Genomic DNA, 13,787 nt, shown 5'->3' with positions numbered 1-13,787 from the left:
CTGCGACCTGCATTCGCGTGCGGTTTTGGCGCGGCTTTTCCTTGAAACCGGAGCCTAGTCGAGGTAGAGGATACTCCCGGACGGATGACCTGATGATTTCTGACCGGGACGGCATCCCGGTCCTCACCATAATGCGAGGGACCTGATGAAGTGGCCATATAAAGACCTGCTCGATGTCGACATGCTCTCCGTGGACGAGGCGAACCGAATATTTGACGCCGCCGAATCCTTCATGGAGATCAATACCCGTTCCGTTAAGAAAGTCCCCACGCTCAAAGGCAAGAGCGTGGTTCTTTTTTTTGCGGAACCGTCCACACGGACCAAGACGTCCTTTGACGTGGCCGGAAAGCGCCTTTCGGCGGATACGTTCTCCCTTGCCAAAAGCTCCAGCAGCCTGACCAAGGGCGAAACCCTCAAGGATACCGTCCTCACCCTCCAGTCCATGAATCCCGATGCCATCGTCCTGCGCGACTCGCGCAGCGGCGCGGCAAAATTCATTGCCGAGCGCCTGAACTGCGCGGTGGTCAACGCCGGTGACGGCTGGCACGCTCACCCCACACAGGCGCTTTTGGACGCCTTTACCCTGCGCCGCGCATGGAATGGCGAGTTCGAGGGCAAGACCCTGCTCATCCTTGGCGACATCACCCACAGCCGGGTGGCGCGCTCCAATGTGCACTTGCTCACCACGCTGGGCGTCAAGGTGCGCGTGTGCGGCCCCAGAACGCTGCTGCCACCGCGCATGGAAACGTGGCCCGTCGAGGTCTACACCAATCTGGACGAGGCCGTGACCGGCGTGGACGCCGTGATGTGCCTGCGTCTGCAGCTGGAGCGCCAGCAGGACGGCCTGCTGCCGGACCTGCGTGAATACGCCCGCACCTACGGCCTTGGCATGCGGCATGTGGAGCTGATGAAGCCCCACGCCAAGATTCTGCATCCCGGCCCCATCAACCGGGGCATGGAGCTGTCTTCCGAGATTGCGGACATGGCCGACAGCCTCATCCTCGATCAGGTGGCGTCCGGCGTTGCCATCCGCATGGCCGTGCTCTTTCTCCTCATAACCCGCAAAGACTAGGGGGCCAGCGTGTCCAAACCCGATACAGTTATTCAGAACGCCACATGGCGCGGCGAATCGCACGATCTGCTTCTCTCCGGCGGCGCGGTGCTGGAGCTTCGGCCTTCGGCTGGCGGGCAGGAGTATGCGGACGCAGAGATTGTCGATGCCAAAGGTATGCAGCTTTTGCCCGCCCTTATCGACGTGCACACCCATCTGCGCGAGCCGGGCTTTGAGTGGAAGGAAACCGTCGCCACCGGCCTGACCGCGGCGGCTCACGGCGGTTTTGGCACCGTGATGTGCATGGCCAATACCGACCCCGTCAACGACTGCGCCGCCGTCACCGAGCAGATGCTGGACAAGGCCCGCGCGGCGTTTCCGCAGGGCGGCCCGCGTCTGTTCCCCATCGGGGCGCTGACCATGGGCCTGAAGGGCCGCGAGCTTGCGCCCATGGGCGAGCTGCGGGACGCAGGGTGCCGCGCCGTCTCCAACGATGGCCTGCCCGTGGAGAACAGCGAGCTGTTCCGCCGCGCTGTGGAGTATGCCTCGGACTTTGGCCTCACCGTCATTGACCACTGCGAAGACCCGCACATGGCCCTTGGCACCGGCATCAACGAGGGCGTTATGAGTGCGCGCCTCGGCCTCAAGGGCCAGCCCACCGTGGCCGAAAGTCTGCAAGTGGCGCGTGATATTTTGCTGGCCGAGTATCTGAATCTGCCCATCCATATTGCTCACGTCAGTTGCCGCGAGTCCGTGGAGCTGATCCGCGCGGCCAAGGAGCGCGGCGTGCCCGTCACCGCCGAGACCTGCCCGCATTATTTGATGTTCACCGAGGAGGCCGTGGAAGGCTACGACACCGCCGCCAAGGTCAATCCGCCCCTGCGGCCCGCCGAGCATGTGGAGGTGATGCGTCAGGCGCTGCGCGACGGCGTTATTGATATGCTCGCCACCGACCACGCCCCCCACGCCGCCCATGAAAAGGAAGAACCGTTCTCGCAGGCTCCCAACGGCATCTCCGGCTTTGACACCGCGCTGAGCGCCACCATGCAGCTCGTGGACAAGGGCGTGCTTGAGATGGACCATCTCATCCGCGCGTGGACCACGGCCCCGGCCAAGGCCTTTGGCCTGCCCGTCAACACCTTTGCCCCCGGCGACCCCGCGGACTTCGTCCTGTACGACCGTGAGGAATTCTGGGTGGTTTCGCCGGGGTCCATGCACTCCAAAGGCAAGAATACCCCCCTGTCCGGGCAAACAATGCTCGGCAGAACCGCCGCTCTGTACGTTGAAGGACGCCGTGTCGTTTGACGTTCCTGCAGGAGCTTCATATAGTTCCTTCCTTCACACGGATTTGAACCGGCCCGAGTGCATTAGCTAAACGGAGAGATAAATGAGCGACCCGTACAAGGACGCAGTTGGAATCTGCAAGACCATCATGCGAAACGGCTATGACGCCTACGTCGTCAATGCGCGCCTTCAGCGTGAGATCATGCGGGACAGCACCGATATTGAACTGGACATCATGACGGATATCGACTTCCGGGGCCTCGACAAGTTGTTCCCGGAAATCGAGCACACCAACGAGCCCAAAGTCGTTGCCGCGCTTCGTGAAGAGGGCATCCTCTTCCGTTTCTACCCCATCGAGGCCAAGGACGGCGCGTATCCCGAAGACTGCGTGGCGCGGATGACGCCCCGTTTGCTCAAGCATCTGGAGCAGACCAACGAGCTTCCCGCCAGCCTTGCCTGCCCCTACCTGCCGGAGGAGCAGGAAGACTCGTTCATGGGCTTCAAGGACTTCGAAAGCGGCGAAGTGTGCCTGAGCGGTTTCGCCGACGACACCCTCAAGCGCGACTATCTGCGCGGCGTGCGCGCCCTGCGGTTTGCCGCCAACTACCACCTGCCCATTGAAAAGAACACGTGGCTGGCCATTATCCGTGGCGTGCGCCGTATTCTGGACTATGTGTCCGTGTCCGACATCATGGACGAGTGGCGCAAGGTGGAAGCCGAGAACATGCACCTCTTCGTGCGTCTGCTCTTCGACTGCCAGCTACTGCATGGCCTCATCCCCGAGGTTGCCGCGCTCTCCCGCGTCTCGCACATGGTGCAGGACGAAGAGGAAAGCGTGTTCGATCACGTGCTCAAGGTCATGAAGTACTACCCCGAGGAAAACGCCTACGACTGGAAGGGGACCCTCGCCTGCATGTTCCACGACGTGGGCAAGCTCTACACCGGTGAATACTTCGCCGGAAAGTGGCACTTCTTTCAGCACCACCGCGTCGGCGCACAGGTCACCAGAAAGATTCTGAACCGCCTGCGCTTCGACACCGAGGACATCGACCTCATCTGCAACCTTGTGCGCTACCACAAGCGCTTCAGCTTCATGCTGACGGACAAGGGTATCCGCCGCTTTATGGTTCTTCCCGATCACAAGCGCATCATCGAGATGGAGCGCGCCGCCGTGAAGGCCAGAGAAGGCAACTACACCGAGTTCAATCACAACATGAAGATGATGGAGCGGACCGAAACGCCCGAGGAGATGCTGGAACCCCTCCTCAATGGCAACGAGATTATGGACTTCACCGGCATGCAGCCCGGCCCCAGCGTCGGCCTCATCCGCGATGCGCTGCTGCAGGCGCAGGTGGCCGGAGATGTCACCTCCGTGCCCGACGCCGTGGAGTTCGTCATCCGCTACAAGGAACGCGAGAACCTCTCCTAGCACAATCATACCGCCTGGGGCCGCGCGCTCCGGGCTGCCATACAGCATGAGAACAGCACGGTGCGGGTGGTGTCAGCCCGCACCGTCCTCTCGTCTCTGCCGCCACAGGGCGCAGGACCGGGAACACCACGCGCCGCAGGCCGTGCGCCATGGATAAAGAAGACAGAATGAACACAAAGACGAACCTGCTCGACCTCACCTTTGAGGAACTGCAATCGTTCCTGCAACAGCTTGGCGAATCCCGCTTTCGGGCCGCTCAGGTGTTCCAGTGGCTTTGGCAGAAGCGCGCCCGCAACTTCGCGGAGATGACCAACCTTTCCAAAGCCCTGCGCCAAAAGTTGGCCGAGTGCGCGGACGTGGTGTACCCCGAACGCGAAAAGACCGCCGTCAGCAAAGACGGCACCGTAAAATTTCTGCTCCGCCTCGCCGATGGCGAACTCATTGAAACCGTCATCATCCCCGAGGAAGGACACACCACCCAGTGTCTTTCCAGCCAAGTGGGCTGCCCCATGGCCTGCACCTTTTGCAGCACCGGGCAGATGGGCTTTACCCGCAACATGACCATGGGCGAAATTCTCGCTCAGGTGCTCGTTGCGCAGGACTACATAGCGGAGCACGAAGACGAAATCGCCCCCGTGCGCAATATCGTCTTCATGGGCATGGGCGACCCCCTGCTCAACGTGCAGGAGGTGCTCTCCAGCCTCACAATCATGACTGATGCAAACGGTCTTGGCTTCTCGCGACGCCGCATCACCGTTTCAAGTGTTGGAATCCTTAAAGGACTGGAGGTGCTCGGGGATTGTGAGCTGGCACAGCTCGCCATCTCCCTGCATGCGCCGACGCAGGAGCTTCGGGAAAAGCTGCTCCCCAAGGCGGCCAAGGCTCTTCCGCTGGATGAGCTTATGGCAACGCTGGACGCCTATCCCCTGAAGCCCCGTGAACGCGTCACCTACGAATATATTCTGCTGCGCGGCGTGAACGACAGGCCGGAGCACGCGCGGCAGCTGGCCAAACTGCTGGGAGCACGCAAGGCGAAGGTGAACCTTATCGCCTACAACGCCGCCCCCGGCGCGCCCTACGAGGCGCCAGACCACGACGACGTGCTCGCCTTCGAGAAAGTCCTCTGGGACAAAGGCATCGTCGCCATCCTGCGCAAAAGCAAAGGGCAGGATATTGCGGCGGCGTGCGGTCAGCTCAAGGCAAAGCACAACACCCAGTCATAAAAACGCATTGACGAGGATTCACATGTTCGCACCGGACTTTGACAAACAAGGCGGCCTCATTCCCGCCATCGCACAGGACGCCGATACCGGAGAGGTCCTCATGCTCGCCTACATGAACAAGGACGCATGGGAAAAGACCCTCGAAACCGGCGAAGCCCACTACTGGAGCCGCAGCCGCCAGACCCTCTGGCATAAAGGCGGAACCAGCGGGCATGTGCAAATGGTCAAGTCCGTCCGCATAGATTGCGACGACGACACGCTTGTCCTGCTCATTGAACAGCTCGGTGGCGCCGCCTGCCACAAGGGCTACCGCTCCTGCTTCTACCGCGAACTTCGAAACGGCGAAATCAACGAATGCTCCCCGGTGGTGTTCGACCCCAAGGAGGTCTACAAATAATGGCTGCCAACAATACCAACGGTAACGGTTCCGTACTCAAGTTCGGACTGCCCAAAGGCTCCCTTCAGGATGCAACCATCTCCCTGTTCGCCCGAGCAGGCTGGAAGCTCCGGCAGCACCACCGCAACTACTTCCCCGACGTCAACGACAAGGCCCTCAAGTGCAACCTCTGCCGCGTTCAGGAAATTCCCCGCTACGTGGCCGACGGCACCCTTGACCTCGGCCTGACCGGCCGCGATTGGCTCCACGAAACAGGATGCGACAAGGACGTCGAAGTCATCTCCGACCTCGTCTACTCCAAAGTGTCCAACCGCCCCGCGCGCTGGGTGCTCGCCGTTGCCGGCGATTCCCCCTACAAGCGCCCCGAGGACCTCGCCGGGAAAAAAATAGCCACCGAGCTTATGAACTTCACCCGTGAGTACTTCGACAACGCCGGGATTCCCGTGCAGGTCGAGTACTCCTGGGGCGCAACCGAAGCCAAGGTCGTCGAAGGCCTCGCCGACGCCGTCGTTGAAGTCACCGAAACCGGGACCACCATCAAGGCCCACGGTCTGCGCATCATCGCCGAGCTTATGCAGTCCAACGCCCAGCTCATCGCCAACCCCGAGGCCCTCAAGGACCCCGTCAAGCGCAAAAAGATCGAACAGATCGACATGCTCCTGCACGGCGCCCTCGACGCCGAGTCCATGGTCGGCCTCAAGATGAACGTGCCCGAAGACCGCATCCCGGCCATCCTCGACGAACTCCCAGCCATCACCGCGCCCACCGTGGCCAACCTCTGGAACAAGGACTGGGTCTCCGTCGAAATCATCGTCAACGAGTCCGTCGTCCGCGACCTCATCCCCAAGCTCGTCGACCTCGGTGCCAAAGGCATCATCGAATACTCGCTGAATAAGATCATCTAGTTCGCCAGTCCGCCATGCGGACCGGTCGTCATGCATGATGAGTACGCCCCGCCTTCCTTTTGGGAGGCGGGGCTTTTTTGTGCTTTTGGAGAGAAGGTGGGGTGGGCGGGTGACGTTGGGAAGAAGGGGGGAGCAGGAGAGGGGAAGGGTGAAGATTTGCCTCCGGCGGTTTAAGGGCTACCGCCCTTAAAAATCCCATTTGCGCACAGACCGGGCGGCTTTGTAGGGAACTGTCGTCACCCCTGACGGCTCTCGTCCGTGTGGTTGGGAAGAGTTTTTTTGGGGGGGGCTTTGGTGCGTTGGCCCAAGCGGTGAGAATCCCTGTTGGGTGTGATTACGAAGACAAAAGCAGAAGGCAGAAGAACCCGCCCGCCCACCCCTATTTTCGGGGCGGCTTCCGCCCCGAAAATCCTGGGGATTCTCAAGGGTGTCACACCCTTGAGCAGCTCTGCTATCTTTATCTCTAAGGCCCTTCGTCCTTACAGGCCGAACGACCTAAGGCCGAAAGCCTGCGGAGCAAAAAAAGGTCCCAACATGCTGTTGGCGGGGCCATACAACGTGAAAAGCCCCCTTTGGGGAAGGGGGCTTTTCGGTGTGCAGTGCGTCGAAGAGGGTAATGGAGGTATGATCGATTACAGGACTGGCAGGTACCTGTTGATCTCGAATTCGGAGACGTGGGTGCGGTAGGCGTCCCACTCGGCGAGTTTGTTTTCCACGAGGTTCTTGTGGAGGGATTCGCCGAGGGTCTCCTTCATAAGCTCGGACTTCTCCAGCTCCTTGGCTGCGGAGTAGAGGTCGCCGGGCAGTGCTTCGATGCCGTGGGTATCCATATCTTCTTCGGTGAAGGCGAAGATGTTTTCCTCCACGGCGGGGGCGAGCTCGTAGCCTTCCTCGATGCCCTTCAGGCCAGCGGCAAGCTGGACGGCAAAGCAGAGGTAGGGGTTGGCTGCCGGGTCGGGGTTGCGAAGTTCGATGCGGGTGGCTGCTTCCTTACCGGGCTTGTACATGGGCACGCGGATGAGGGCGGAGCGGTTACGCTGGGCCCAGGCGATGTACACGGGGGCCTCGTAGCCGGGCACGAGGCGCTTGTAGGAGTTTACCCACTGGTTGGTGATGCAGCAGAATTCTTTGGCGTGCTTCAGCAGGCCAGCGATGTAGGATTTGCACTCGGCGGAAAGGCCGTGGGGGTCCTTCGGGTCAAAGAACACGTTGCGGCCGTTCTTGAACAGGGACTGGTGCACGTGCATGCCGGAGCCGTTCTGACCGAAGATGGGCTTGGGCATGAAGGTGGCGTAGGCGCCGTGCTTGCGTGCAACTTCCTTGGTCACCACGCGGTAGGTGGTGGCGATGTCGGCCATCTTGAGGCCTTCATTGTAGCGCAGGTCGATTTCGTGCTGCGAGGGGGCGACTTCGTGGTGGGAGTATTCCACCTGAATGCCCATGCTCTGCAGTGCGAAAATGATTTCGCGGCGGATGTCGTTGCCGAGGTCGAGCGGCGGTGCGTCAAAGTAGCCGCCCACGTCCATCAGCTCGGGGCTGCGGGAGTTGCCGAAAACGAAGAACTCCAGCTCGGGGCCAACGTAGAAGGTGTAGCCCTTCTCGGCGGCCTTGGCGATGACCTTGCGCAGCACGTGGCGGGGATCGTTTTCGTAAGGAGTCATGTCCGGCAGCTTGATGTCGCAGAACATGCGGGCAACAGGACGGTCCGTGGGGCGCCAGGACACCATCTGGAAGGTGGTGGGGTCCGGGATGGCGACCATGTCGGATTCCTCAATGCGGGTAAAGCCGAGGATGGAGGAGCCGTCAAAGCCCATGCCTTCTTCAAAGGCGGCCTCAAGCTCGCTGGGCGTTACCTGAAAGCTCTTGAGCGTGCCAAGCGTGTCGATGAACCAAAACTGAATGAAGCTGACGTTGTAGTCGCGGACAGCTTTCAGGACGTCATCGGCGTTTTTGCAGTTGAAGACAGGGGCCTGTTCCATGAGTATCCCTCCGGGAATGTGTATTCGTGTAAAGGACGAAAAGCCTTCATCGTCGTCGTTCTGGTCTTTCCATTACAAGAGCCGGGCCAAGAGTGGAAAAACCTTGTGAGACAAGCGGATAGCAAGAACCCGCCTGAATGGCAAATTTTTTATTTTAACAAAAATGTTTCTTTGAGTGCTTTTCAAGCGCAAAAAATCAACAAAAATGCAAATCTACATTTTTTAACGTGCACAGCGTGCGCAATATCCCCCCACGCATTTCCGCCGTGCCGCATGGCTCAGCAGCACCATCGTACAGCCCTGTGCCCCACACAGAATATCACTACGCACCCTACACCCTCTTTCGCTCGCGTGACAAGGATATGACGATTTTAGGGGCGCCAATTGTGTCAGGAGCGCCTTTCTTGGCCAGGACGGCCTCAGAGAGAAAGAGAGCCTCCGGCGGTTTAAGGGCTACCGCCCTTAAAAATCCCATTCGCGCACAGACCGGGCGGCTTTATATGGCGCTGTCGTCACCCCTGATGGCTCTCGTCCGTGTGGATTGGTAGATATTTTTTTGGGGGGGCGTCGGCGCGGTGTGATGGGCGGTGAGAATCCCTGTTTGAGGTGTGTGAAGAACAAAGAGAAGGCAGAAGAACCCGCCCGCCCACCCCTATTTTCGGGGCGGCTTCCGCCCCGAAAATCCTGGGGATTTTCAAGGGTGTCACACCCTTGAGCCGCCGGAGGCTCTCTTTATCTCTAAGGGCCTTCGTCCTTTCAGGCCGAACGACCTAAGACCTAAAGCCTGCGGAGCAAAAAAAACTCCCAAAAAAAGCCGCCAGCCCTTGTGGGGCTGGCGGCTTGTCTGCGTTTTAATCCTGACCGCCGTTATTGTTGGTGGCGGGTTTCTTTTTTCTGCGGCGACGGGGGCGGCGTTTGCGTTTGGGCTTGTCGTTGGTGTCGCCGTTTTGCTGCGCGTCCTGCTTTGGTGCGTCCTGTTTGGGGCGCGGGCTGTCGGAGCGTGCTTCTGCGGGCTTTTTCCGGCCGCGGTTTCTGCTGCTGGAGCCTCTGCTGGGGCGTTTTCTTTCGCTGCGGGGGGCGTCGTCCTTGGGGGCGGCGGGGGTGTCGTCGTCTTCTGTGGGCGGCTGCGGCGTATCGTGCAGGGTCTTTTGGTAGGTCTCGTCGAGCAGCATGGCGACGAGCTGGACGATGTCCTCGTGCTCGCTGAGGGAGCGAACGAGGGGCACGAAGCGTTGCAGGCGCTCGCGGGTGACGGCGTCGATATCGCGGAAGCGTGCTTCCAGCAGGGCGGTAACGCGGTTGCCGACTTCGGCGGCGAGGTCGTCGTCGGAGGGCAGGTCGCGCTTTTCGAGGGTGATGGAATAGGTCTTGGCGATGCGCTCAAGGGAGAGGCGTTCCATGACGTCCACCAGGGAGATGACCTCACCGGAGGCTCCGGCGCGGCCGGTGCGACCGGCGCGGTGGATGTAGACCTCGTGATCCTCGGGCGGCTCGTACATGAAGACGTGCGAGATGTCGGGGATGTCGATACCGCGTGCGGCGACGTCGGTAGTGATGAGGAAGCGCAGTTCGCGTTTGCGCAGGCGTTCGAGCACCTTTTCGCGCTTGGCCTGTGTGAGGTCGCCGGAGAGTTCGTCGGCGTCGTAGCCGAAGCGCTTGAGCACGGTGGTCAGATAATGCACGTGCTGCTTGGTATTACAGAAGATGAAGCCCGTGGCCGGATTTTCCAGCTCGATGATGCGCACGAGGGCGCGGTCCTTCTGCATGGCGGGGCACTCGAAGTAGACGTGGGGCGTCTCGGCCACGTGCACCTGCGCGCTGGAGAGGGACAGAATCTGGGGCTTGTCCATGAACTCGCCGGCCAGCCGCAGAACGTGCGGGGGGTAGGTGGCGGAGGTCATGAGCATGCTGATGTCGCGGCGGGGCAGATAGGTCTGCACCTGCTTCATGTCGGGGTAGAAGCCGATGGACAGCATACGGTCGGCTTCGTCGAAGACGAGGGTGTCGATGCCTTTGAGGCTGAGGGAGCCGCGCAGCAGATGGTCGAGAACGCGGCCCGGGGTGCCGACGACGACGTGTGCGCCTTCGCGGAAGGCGTCGAGCTGCGCCTTGTAGCTGGTGCCGCCAAACACGGCGACGGTGCGCAGGCCGGTGCCTTGGGCCAGCAGTTCGATTTCGCGGGCGACCTGCTGGGCGAGTTCACGCGTGGGGACAAGGACAAGGGCCTGACATTCGTTGCGGCCCACTTCGACGCGGTCGAGAATGGGCAGGCCGAAGCTGCCGGTCTTGCCGCTGCCGGTGCGCGACTGAATCATCAGGTCGCGGTTGGCGAGCAGATAGGGGATGGCCTTGGCCTGTACGGGCATGAGCTTGTCCCACCCGGCGCGGGCGCAGGCATCCTGCAGATGCTGGGGCAGATCGCTCAGGGTAATTTCGGGCAGCGTTTCATCCTCGGGCACTTCGGCCACGCTCTGTGCGGGCTTCCGCTTGGGCTTGGCGGCCGGTGCGGGGGCTTCCTGCTTGGGCGCTTCCTGCTCTTTGGCGGGCTCGGGGCGCTCTGCGGGGGCGTCTTCGGCGTGAGTGGGGGCGCTGGAGCGCTCGTCGGCCTTGGACGCCTTGGGGTGTTCTGGGGGTGAAGCTATGGTGGTATCCTTCTCTGCTGCGGGAGAGGCCGCAGGTTCCTGCTCGGCGCTGGGAGCGGCCGGAGCTTTGGGTGCGGAAGCCTGGGGCGCGTTCTCGCGTGCGGAGGGTTTGGAGGCTTTGGAGCGCCTTGAGGAGCTGCGCCGGCGCTTGGGGCGCGGCTTGGACGCGGGCTTGTCCTGGCTTGCTTCTGCGCTCGCTTTGGGGGCGGCCTTTGAGGACGCCTCGGGGCTCTCTGCCTGCTTGGGCGCGCTTTGTGCGGATTCGGGTGCGGACTTCGGGGCAGAGTCGGAAGCGGACTTGGGCGCGTCGTTTTGCGCGGCGTCCTGAGGCGCGGCTGAGCGCGGTTTGCGCGCGGAGCGGCGTCTGCGCGGGCGGCGGGGGCGGGACGGTTTGTCCTTGGCGCCGTCTGCCGCTTTTGGGGCTGCACCATTGGACTCAACGGGCTTTGAAGCCTCTTTCTTCCCGGAGTCTGCCTGCGGTGCGTCGGCGCTTTTGTCCTTGGTCGGCTGTTTCTTGGCGGGTTTCAGGCCAAAAATGCTGTGGTCATCACTCATGAAACACGTTTCCTCGTAAACGTTTACGTATCTTCGACCCGTCATTATGTGCCATGCTTTATTGATTTTGACCAGTCCCGCGAAAATTTCTTCAGTCGGACCAAGGTCGCGCCGTGGGGTGCGTCTGGGCCGAGCCGACCGGATGAAGCAAGGTCGGACTTCGGGTGCTGGCCACGCATGGAGCGGGCGAAGGCGGCTGCTGCTGGCGCTCACGCCGGTGGCGTGGGGCCGCGCAGGTGGGCAACGGTACGGACGCCTTCAAGCGGTGTTTCCCGGACGAGTTCCACTCGTTTTGTTGGGGCCGCGTTGGCGTTTGGCTGGTCTTGCATGGCAAGAAGCAGTCCGTCGTCTGCCCGGTACCAGTAGGTGGACTTCCTGCTTTTTCCGAGGAAGTCGGTGGCGGTGTATTCGTAGCGCACCGCGCTGACGCGTTTGCCGCAGATGCTGATGTCTTCCGTCCCCTCGCGGTGGAGGGTGACGCGCCAGAAGGTGTCCTGCCGCGCGTTTGCGGTACAGAACCGGATTTCGTCCGTGCCGGCGAGAACAGCGGCGCACAGTTGCAGAGGGGAGGCAACCCAGGGCGCTGTGGCCCGGTAGCCTTTCTGCACGGCGCTTTGCCCTTTGTGGCCGGTCAGTTCCAGCACGCTGTCGGTCTTGCGGAGGATGAGGCGGGTATCGCTCTGCGGGGCGCGATACTCCTCAACTATGGTCTCCATAGTGGCCGTGGCGACAATGGCCCGGGAGGCGCCCTGCGAATGTATCGTCAGGCGCCAGCCTTCTTTGGAGGGTTCCACAAGGCAGTCCTGCATACGGACGTCGGCCCCCGGCTCCGTAACACGATAGGCAAGAACCAGCGGTGCGTTTGGAAACGCAAAGGCGGAGGATGTCATCGCGAGAAGGAGAACGAGGCCGAAGGCGGCGGACAGGGAGGGTCTCATGGAGCACCTGAAGGGCCGGGATGGGATTGCTTTCTCAAAAGCGTTCCGGCTGTGAATGAAGGAATACATTCCCTGTGTCCTTGTCAAGAGAAGACTTGCGCCCAAAGTGCGCGCGGCGCGCTTTTTTGCGCCGATTTTCTCCCGCTGCCATGGGAAAACCCGTGCTGCTGCGGCGGGTTCGGGGGCAGAAGGTGCGCGGGGCCTATGTCCGAAACTTTTGCATAAATCGTCTGTCGATGAAGTCCTTAATCCACCACGCGGGCGCGCCGCCGAATACAAGAGGGCCCTTGTGGAAGATGCCTGTGCCGTCGCCAAGGTTGTACACCAGCAGATACTGTCCGCCGGGGTTGAAGGGCGTGAGGGGGCGGCCCTCCAGCGCCGCAAGCAGGTTGCCGGGCAGGACGGCATGCTGGCGCACGGCGTAGACGCCCACCTTGTCCAGCGGCTGCTCCTTAAAGTGGATGCAGTCGCCGCCGCCAAAGATGCGCGGCGCGCCAATGCTCTGCAGGTGCCGGTTTACGGACAGTCCGCCGTCCGGGCCTGTCGGCAGGCCCGAGGCCGCGATAAGCTCTGGCGGGCGCACGCCAAGGGCCAGAAAGATAATGTCGCCGCTGAAGACTTCGCCGTTGTCCAGCGTGACGGATCCGGGGGCGATGGATGTGGCGTAGCCGTGCTCAATGATGGAAATGTCGCGCCGGGTGAGGCTTTTTCGCGCGCGGCGGGCCACGCCGGGATGCGCGCGGGAGAGGAAGTGCTTCCCCGCCAGAATGCGGATGCGGGGCATGCGTCCGCCGTGCTCGTCGCGTACGCGGCGGGCTGCGCCCCAGGTGTTGCCCGCAATCTCAAGGGCGGCGGGGCCGCCGCCGACCACAAGGACGTTGGGCTCGCGCTCCTGCAGCAGGTCCAGCATGCGTTCACGCGCCATGAGCAGGTTGTCGATGGGTTTAACGGGGTAGACGCCGTCCTCCGGGCCGGGGGGAGTGGTGCCGAGAGTGGGCACGCCGCTGCCGATATTGAGGGAGAGGACGTCGTAGTGCAGCACTGTGCCCGAGGCGAGGGTGACGGCGCGCTCTGCGCTGTCGATGCGCTCTATGGCGTCCTGCACAAAGGCCGCGCCCTTGGCTGTGGCCATGGCCTCAACGGGAAAGCTGATGTCGTCTGGCGTGTAGGCGCCGCCCAGCATCCCCGGCCCCATGCCGGAGTAGTGGTGGCGCGGGGCGGGGCTGACGAGGGTGACCGAGTGGCCGCGGTCGATGAAGTCCTTGAGGCCGTCAATGACCGCCACATGCGCGTGGCCGCCACCGGCCAGAATGAGATGCTTACCCATGCGCTCTCCTTTTCAGCTCAGCGGGAAGGGTGTATCCTGCCACTATACCCTGCGCCT

At 61.8% G+C, this 13,787-nt stretch carries 10 protein-coding genes; 6 read left to right on the top strand and 4 right to left on the bottom strand.

Going from position 1 to position 13,787, the window contains the following annotated elements:
• Nucleotides 1-145 precede the first annotated feature (145 nt).
• The 6 genes from ACI3L3_RS05055 to hisG all read left to right on the top strand — a co-directional run bounded on the left by ACI3L3_RS05055 (nucleotide 146) and on the right by hisG (nucleotide 6,289).
• Nucleotides 146-1,072, top strand: coding sequence for an aspartate carbamoyltransferase catalytic subunit (locus ACI3L3_RS05055; RefSeq protein ID WP_404844001.1), 927 nt, complete (start codon nucleotides 146-148; stop codon nucleotides 1,070-1,072).
• A 9-nt stretch (nucleotides 1,073-1,081) separates the two neighbouring features.
• On the top strand, nucleotides 1,082-2,356 hold the full coding sequence (locus ACI3L3_RS05050; protein ID WP_404844000.1) for a dihydroorotase: 1,275 nt from the start codon (nucleotides 1,082-1,084) through the stop codon (nucleotides 2,354-2,356).
• 82 nt (nucleotides 2,357-2,438) lie between these two features.
• Nucleotides 2,439-3,764 (top strand): HD domain-containing protein, encoded by a 1,326-nt coding sequence (locus ACI3L3_RS05045; protein ID WP_404843999.1) that lies wholly within the window; start codon nucleotides 2,439-2,441, stop codon nucleotides 3,762-3,764.
• A 167-nt stretch (nucleotides 3,765-3,931) separates the two neighbouring features.
• Entirely contained in the window at nucleotides 3,932-4,987 is a 1,056-nt protein-coding gene (gene rlmN, locus ACI3L3_RS05040; RefSeq protein ID WP_404843998.1) for a 23S rRNA (adenine(2503)-C(2))-methyltransferase RlmN, read from the top strand.
• 7 nt (nucleotides 4,988-4,994) lie between these two features.
• On the top strand, nucleotides 4,995-5,384 hold the full coding sequence (gene hisI, locus ACI3L3_RS05035) for a phosphoribosyl-AMP cyclohydrolase (RefSeq protein ID WP_404843997.1): 390 nt from the start codon (nucleotides 4,995-4,997) through the stop codon (nucleotides 5,382-5,384).
• Nucleotides 5,384-6,289 carry an ATP phosphoribosyltransferase gene (gene hisG, locus ACI3L3_RS05030; RefSeq protein WP_404843996.1) on the top strand — a complete coding sequence of 302 codons (906 nt, stop codon included), beginning with the start codon at nucleotides 5,384-5,386 and terminating at the stop codon, nucleotides 6,287-6,289. Before hisI ends, hisG begins: the two co-directional genes overlap by 1 nt.
• Nucleotides 6,290-6,921: 632 nt before the next feature.
• On the opposite strand, the gene ACI3L3_RS05025 is transcribed toward hisG, so the two are convergent.
• The 4 genes from ACI3L3_RS05025 to ACI3L3_RS05010 all read right to left on the bottom strand — a co-directional run bounded on the left by ACI3L3_RS05025 (nucleotide 6,922) and on the right by ACI3L3_RS05010 (nucleotide 13,730).
• A complete protein-coding gene (locus tag ACI3L3_RS05025; RefSeq protein WP_404843995.1) occupies nucleotides 6,922-8,268 on the bottom strand; it encodes a glutamine synthetase family protein in 1,347 nt (448 codons plus the stop codon).
• A gap of 851 nt (nucleotides 8,269-9,119) precedes the next feature.
• Nucleotides 9,120-11,465, bottom strand: coding sequence for a DEAD/DEAH box helicase (locus ACI3L3_RS05020; RefSeq protein WP_404843994.1), 2,346 nt, complete (start codon nucleotides 11,463-11,465; stop codon nucleotides 9,120-9,122).
• A gap of 209 nt (nucleotides 11,466-11,674) precedes the next feature.
• Nucleotides 11,675-12,403 carry a hypothetical protein gene (locus ACI3L3_RS05015; RefSeq protein ID WP_404843993.1) on the bottom strand — a complete coding sequence of 243 codons (729 nt, stop codon included), beginning with the start codon at nucleotides 12,401-12,403 and terminating at the stop codon, nucleotides 11,675-11,677.
• A gap of 202 nt (nucleotides 12,404-12,605) precedes the next feature.
• Entirely contained in the window at nucleotides 12,606-13,730 is a 1,125-nt protein-coding gene (locus tag ACI3L3_RS05010) for an NAD(P)/FAD-dependent oxidoreductase (protein ID WP_404843992.1), read from the bottom strand.
• Between the last annotated feature and the right edge of the window lie 57 nt (nucleotides 13,731-13,787).

This window comes from Desulfobaculum sp. SPO524 (genome assembly GCF_044987625.1).
GTDB lineage: Bacteria > Desulfobacterota > Desulfovibrionia > Desulfovibrionales > Desulfovibrionaceae > Desulfobaculum.
This window is presented reverse-complemented; position numbering and strand designations above follow the sequence as displayed.

What these genes read in the sequence shown, in the direction of transcription:
- ACI3L3_RS05055 (WP_404844001.1), top strand. Translation starts at nt 146, where the DNA reads ATGAAGTGGCCATATAAAGACCTGCTCGATGTCGACATGCTCTCCGTG.
- ACI3L3_RS05045 (WP_404843999.1), top strand. Translation starts at nt 2,439, where the DNA reads ATGAGCGACCCGTACAAGGACGCAGTTGGAATCTGCAAGACCATCATG.
- rlmN (WP_404843998.1), top strand. Translation starts at nt 3,932, where the DNA reads ATGAACACAAAGACGAACCTGCTCGACCTCACCTTTGAGGAACTGCAA.
- hisG (WP_404843996.1), top strand. Translation starts at nt 5,384, where the DNA reads ATGGCTGCCAACAATACCAACGGTAACGGTTCCGTACTCAAGTTCGGA.
- ACI3L3_RS05025 (WP_404843995.1), bottom strand. Translation starts at nt 8,268, where the DNA reads ATGGAACAGGCCCCTGTCTTCAACTGCAAAAACGCCGATGACGTCCTG.
- ACI3L3_RS05020 (WP_404843994.1), bottom strand. Translation starts at nt 11,465, where the DNA reads ATGAGTGATGACCACAGCATTTTTGGCCTGAAACCCGCCAAGAAACAG.
- ACI3L3_RS05015 (WP_404843993.1), bottom strand. Translation starts at nt 12,403, where the DNA reads ATGAGACCCTCCCTGTCCGCCGCCTTCGGCCTCGTTCTCCTTCTCGCG.
- ACI3L3_RS05010 (WP_404843992.1), bottom strand. Translation starts at nt 13,730, where the DNA reads ATGGGTAAGCATCTCATTCTGGCCGGTGGCGGCCACGCGCATGTGGCG.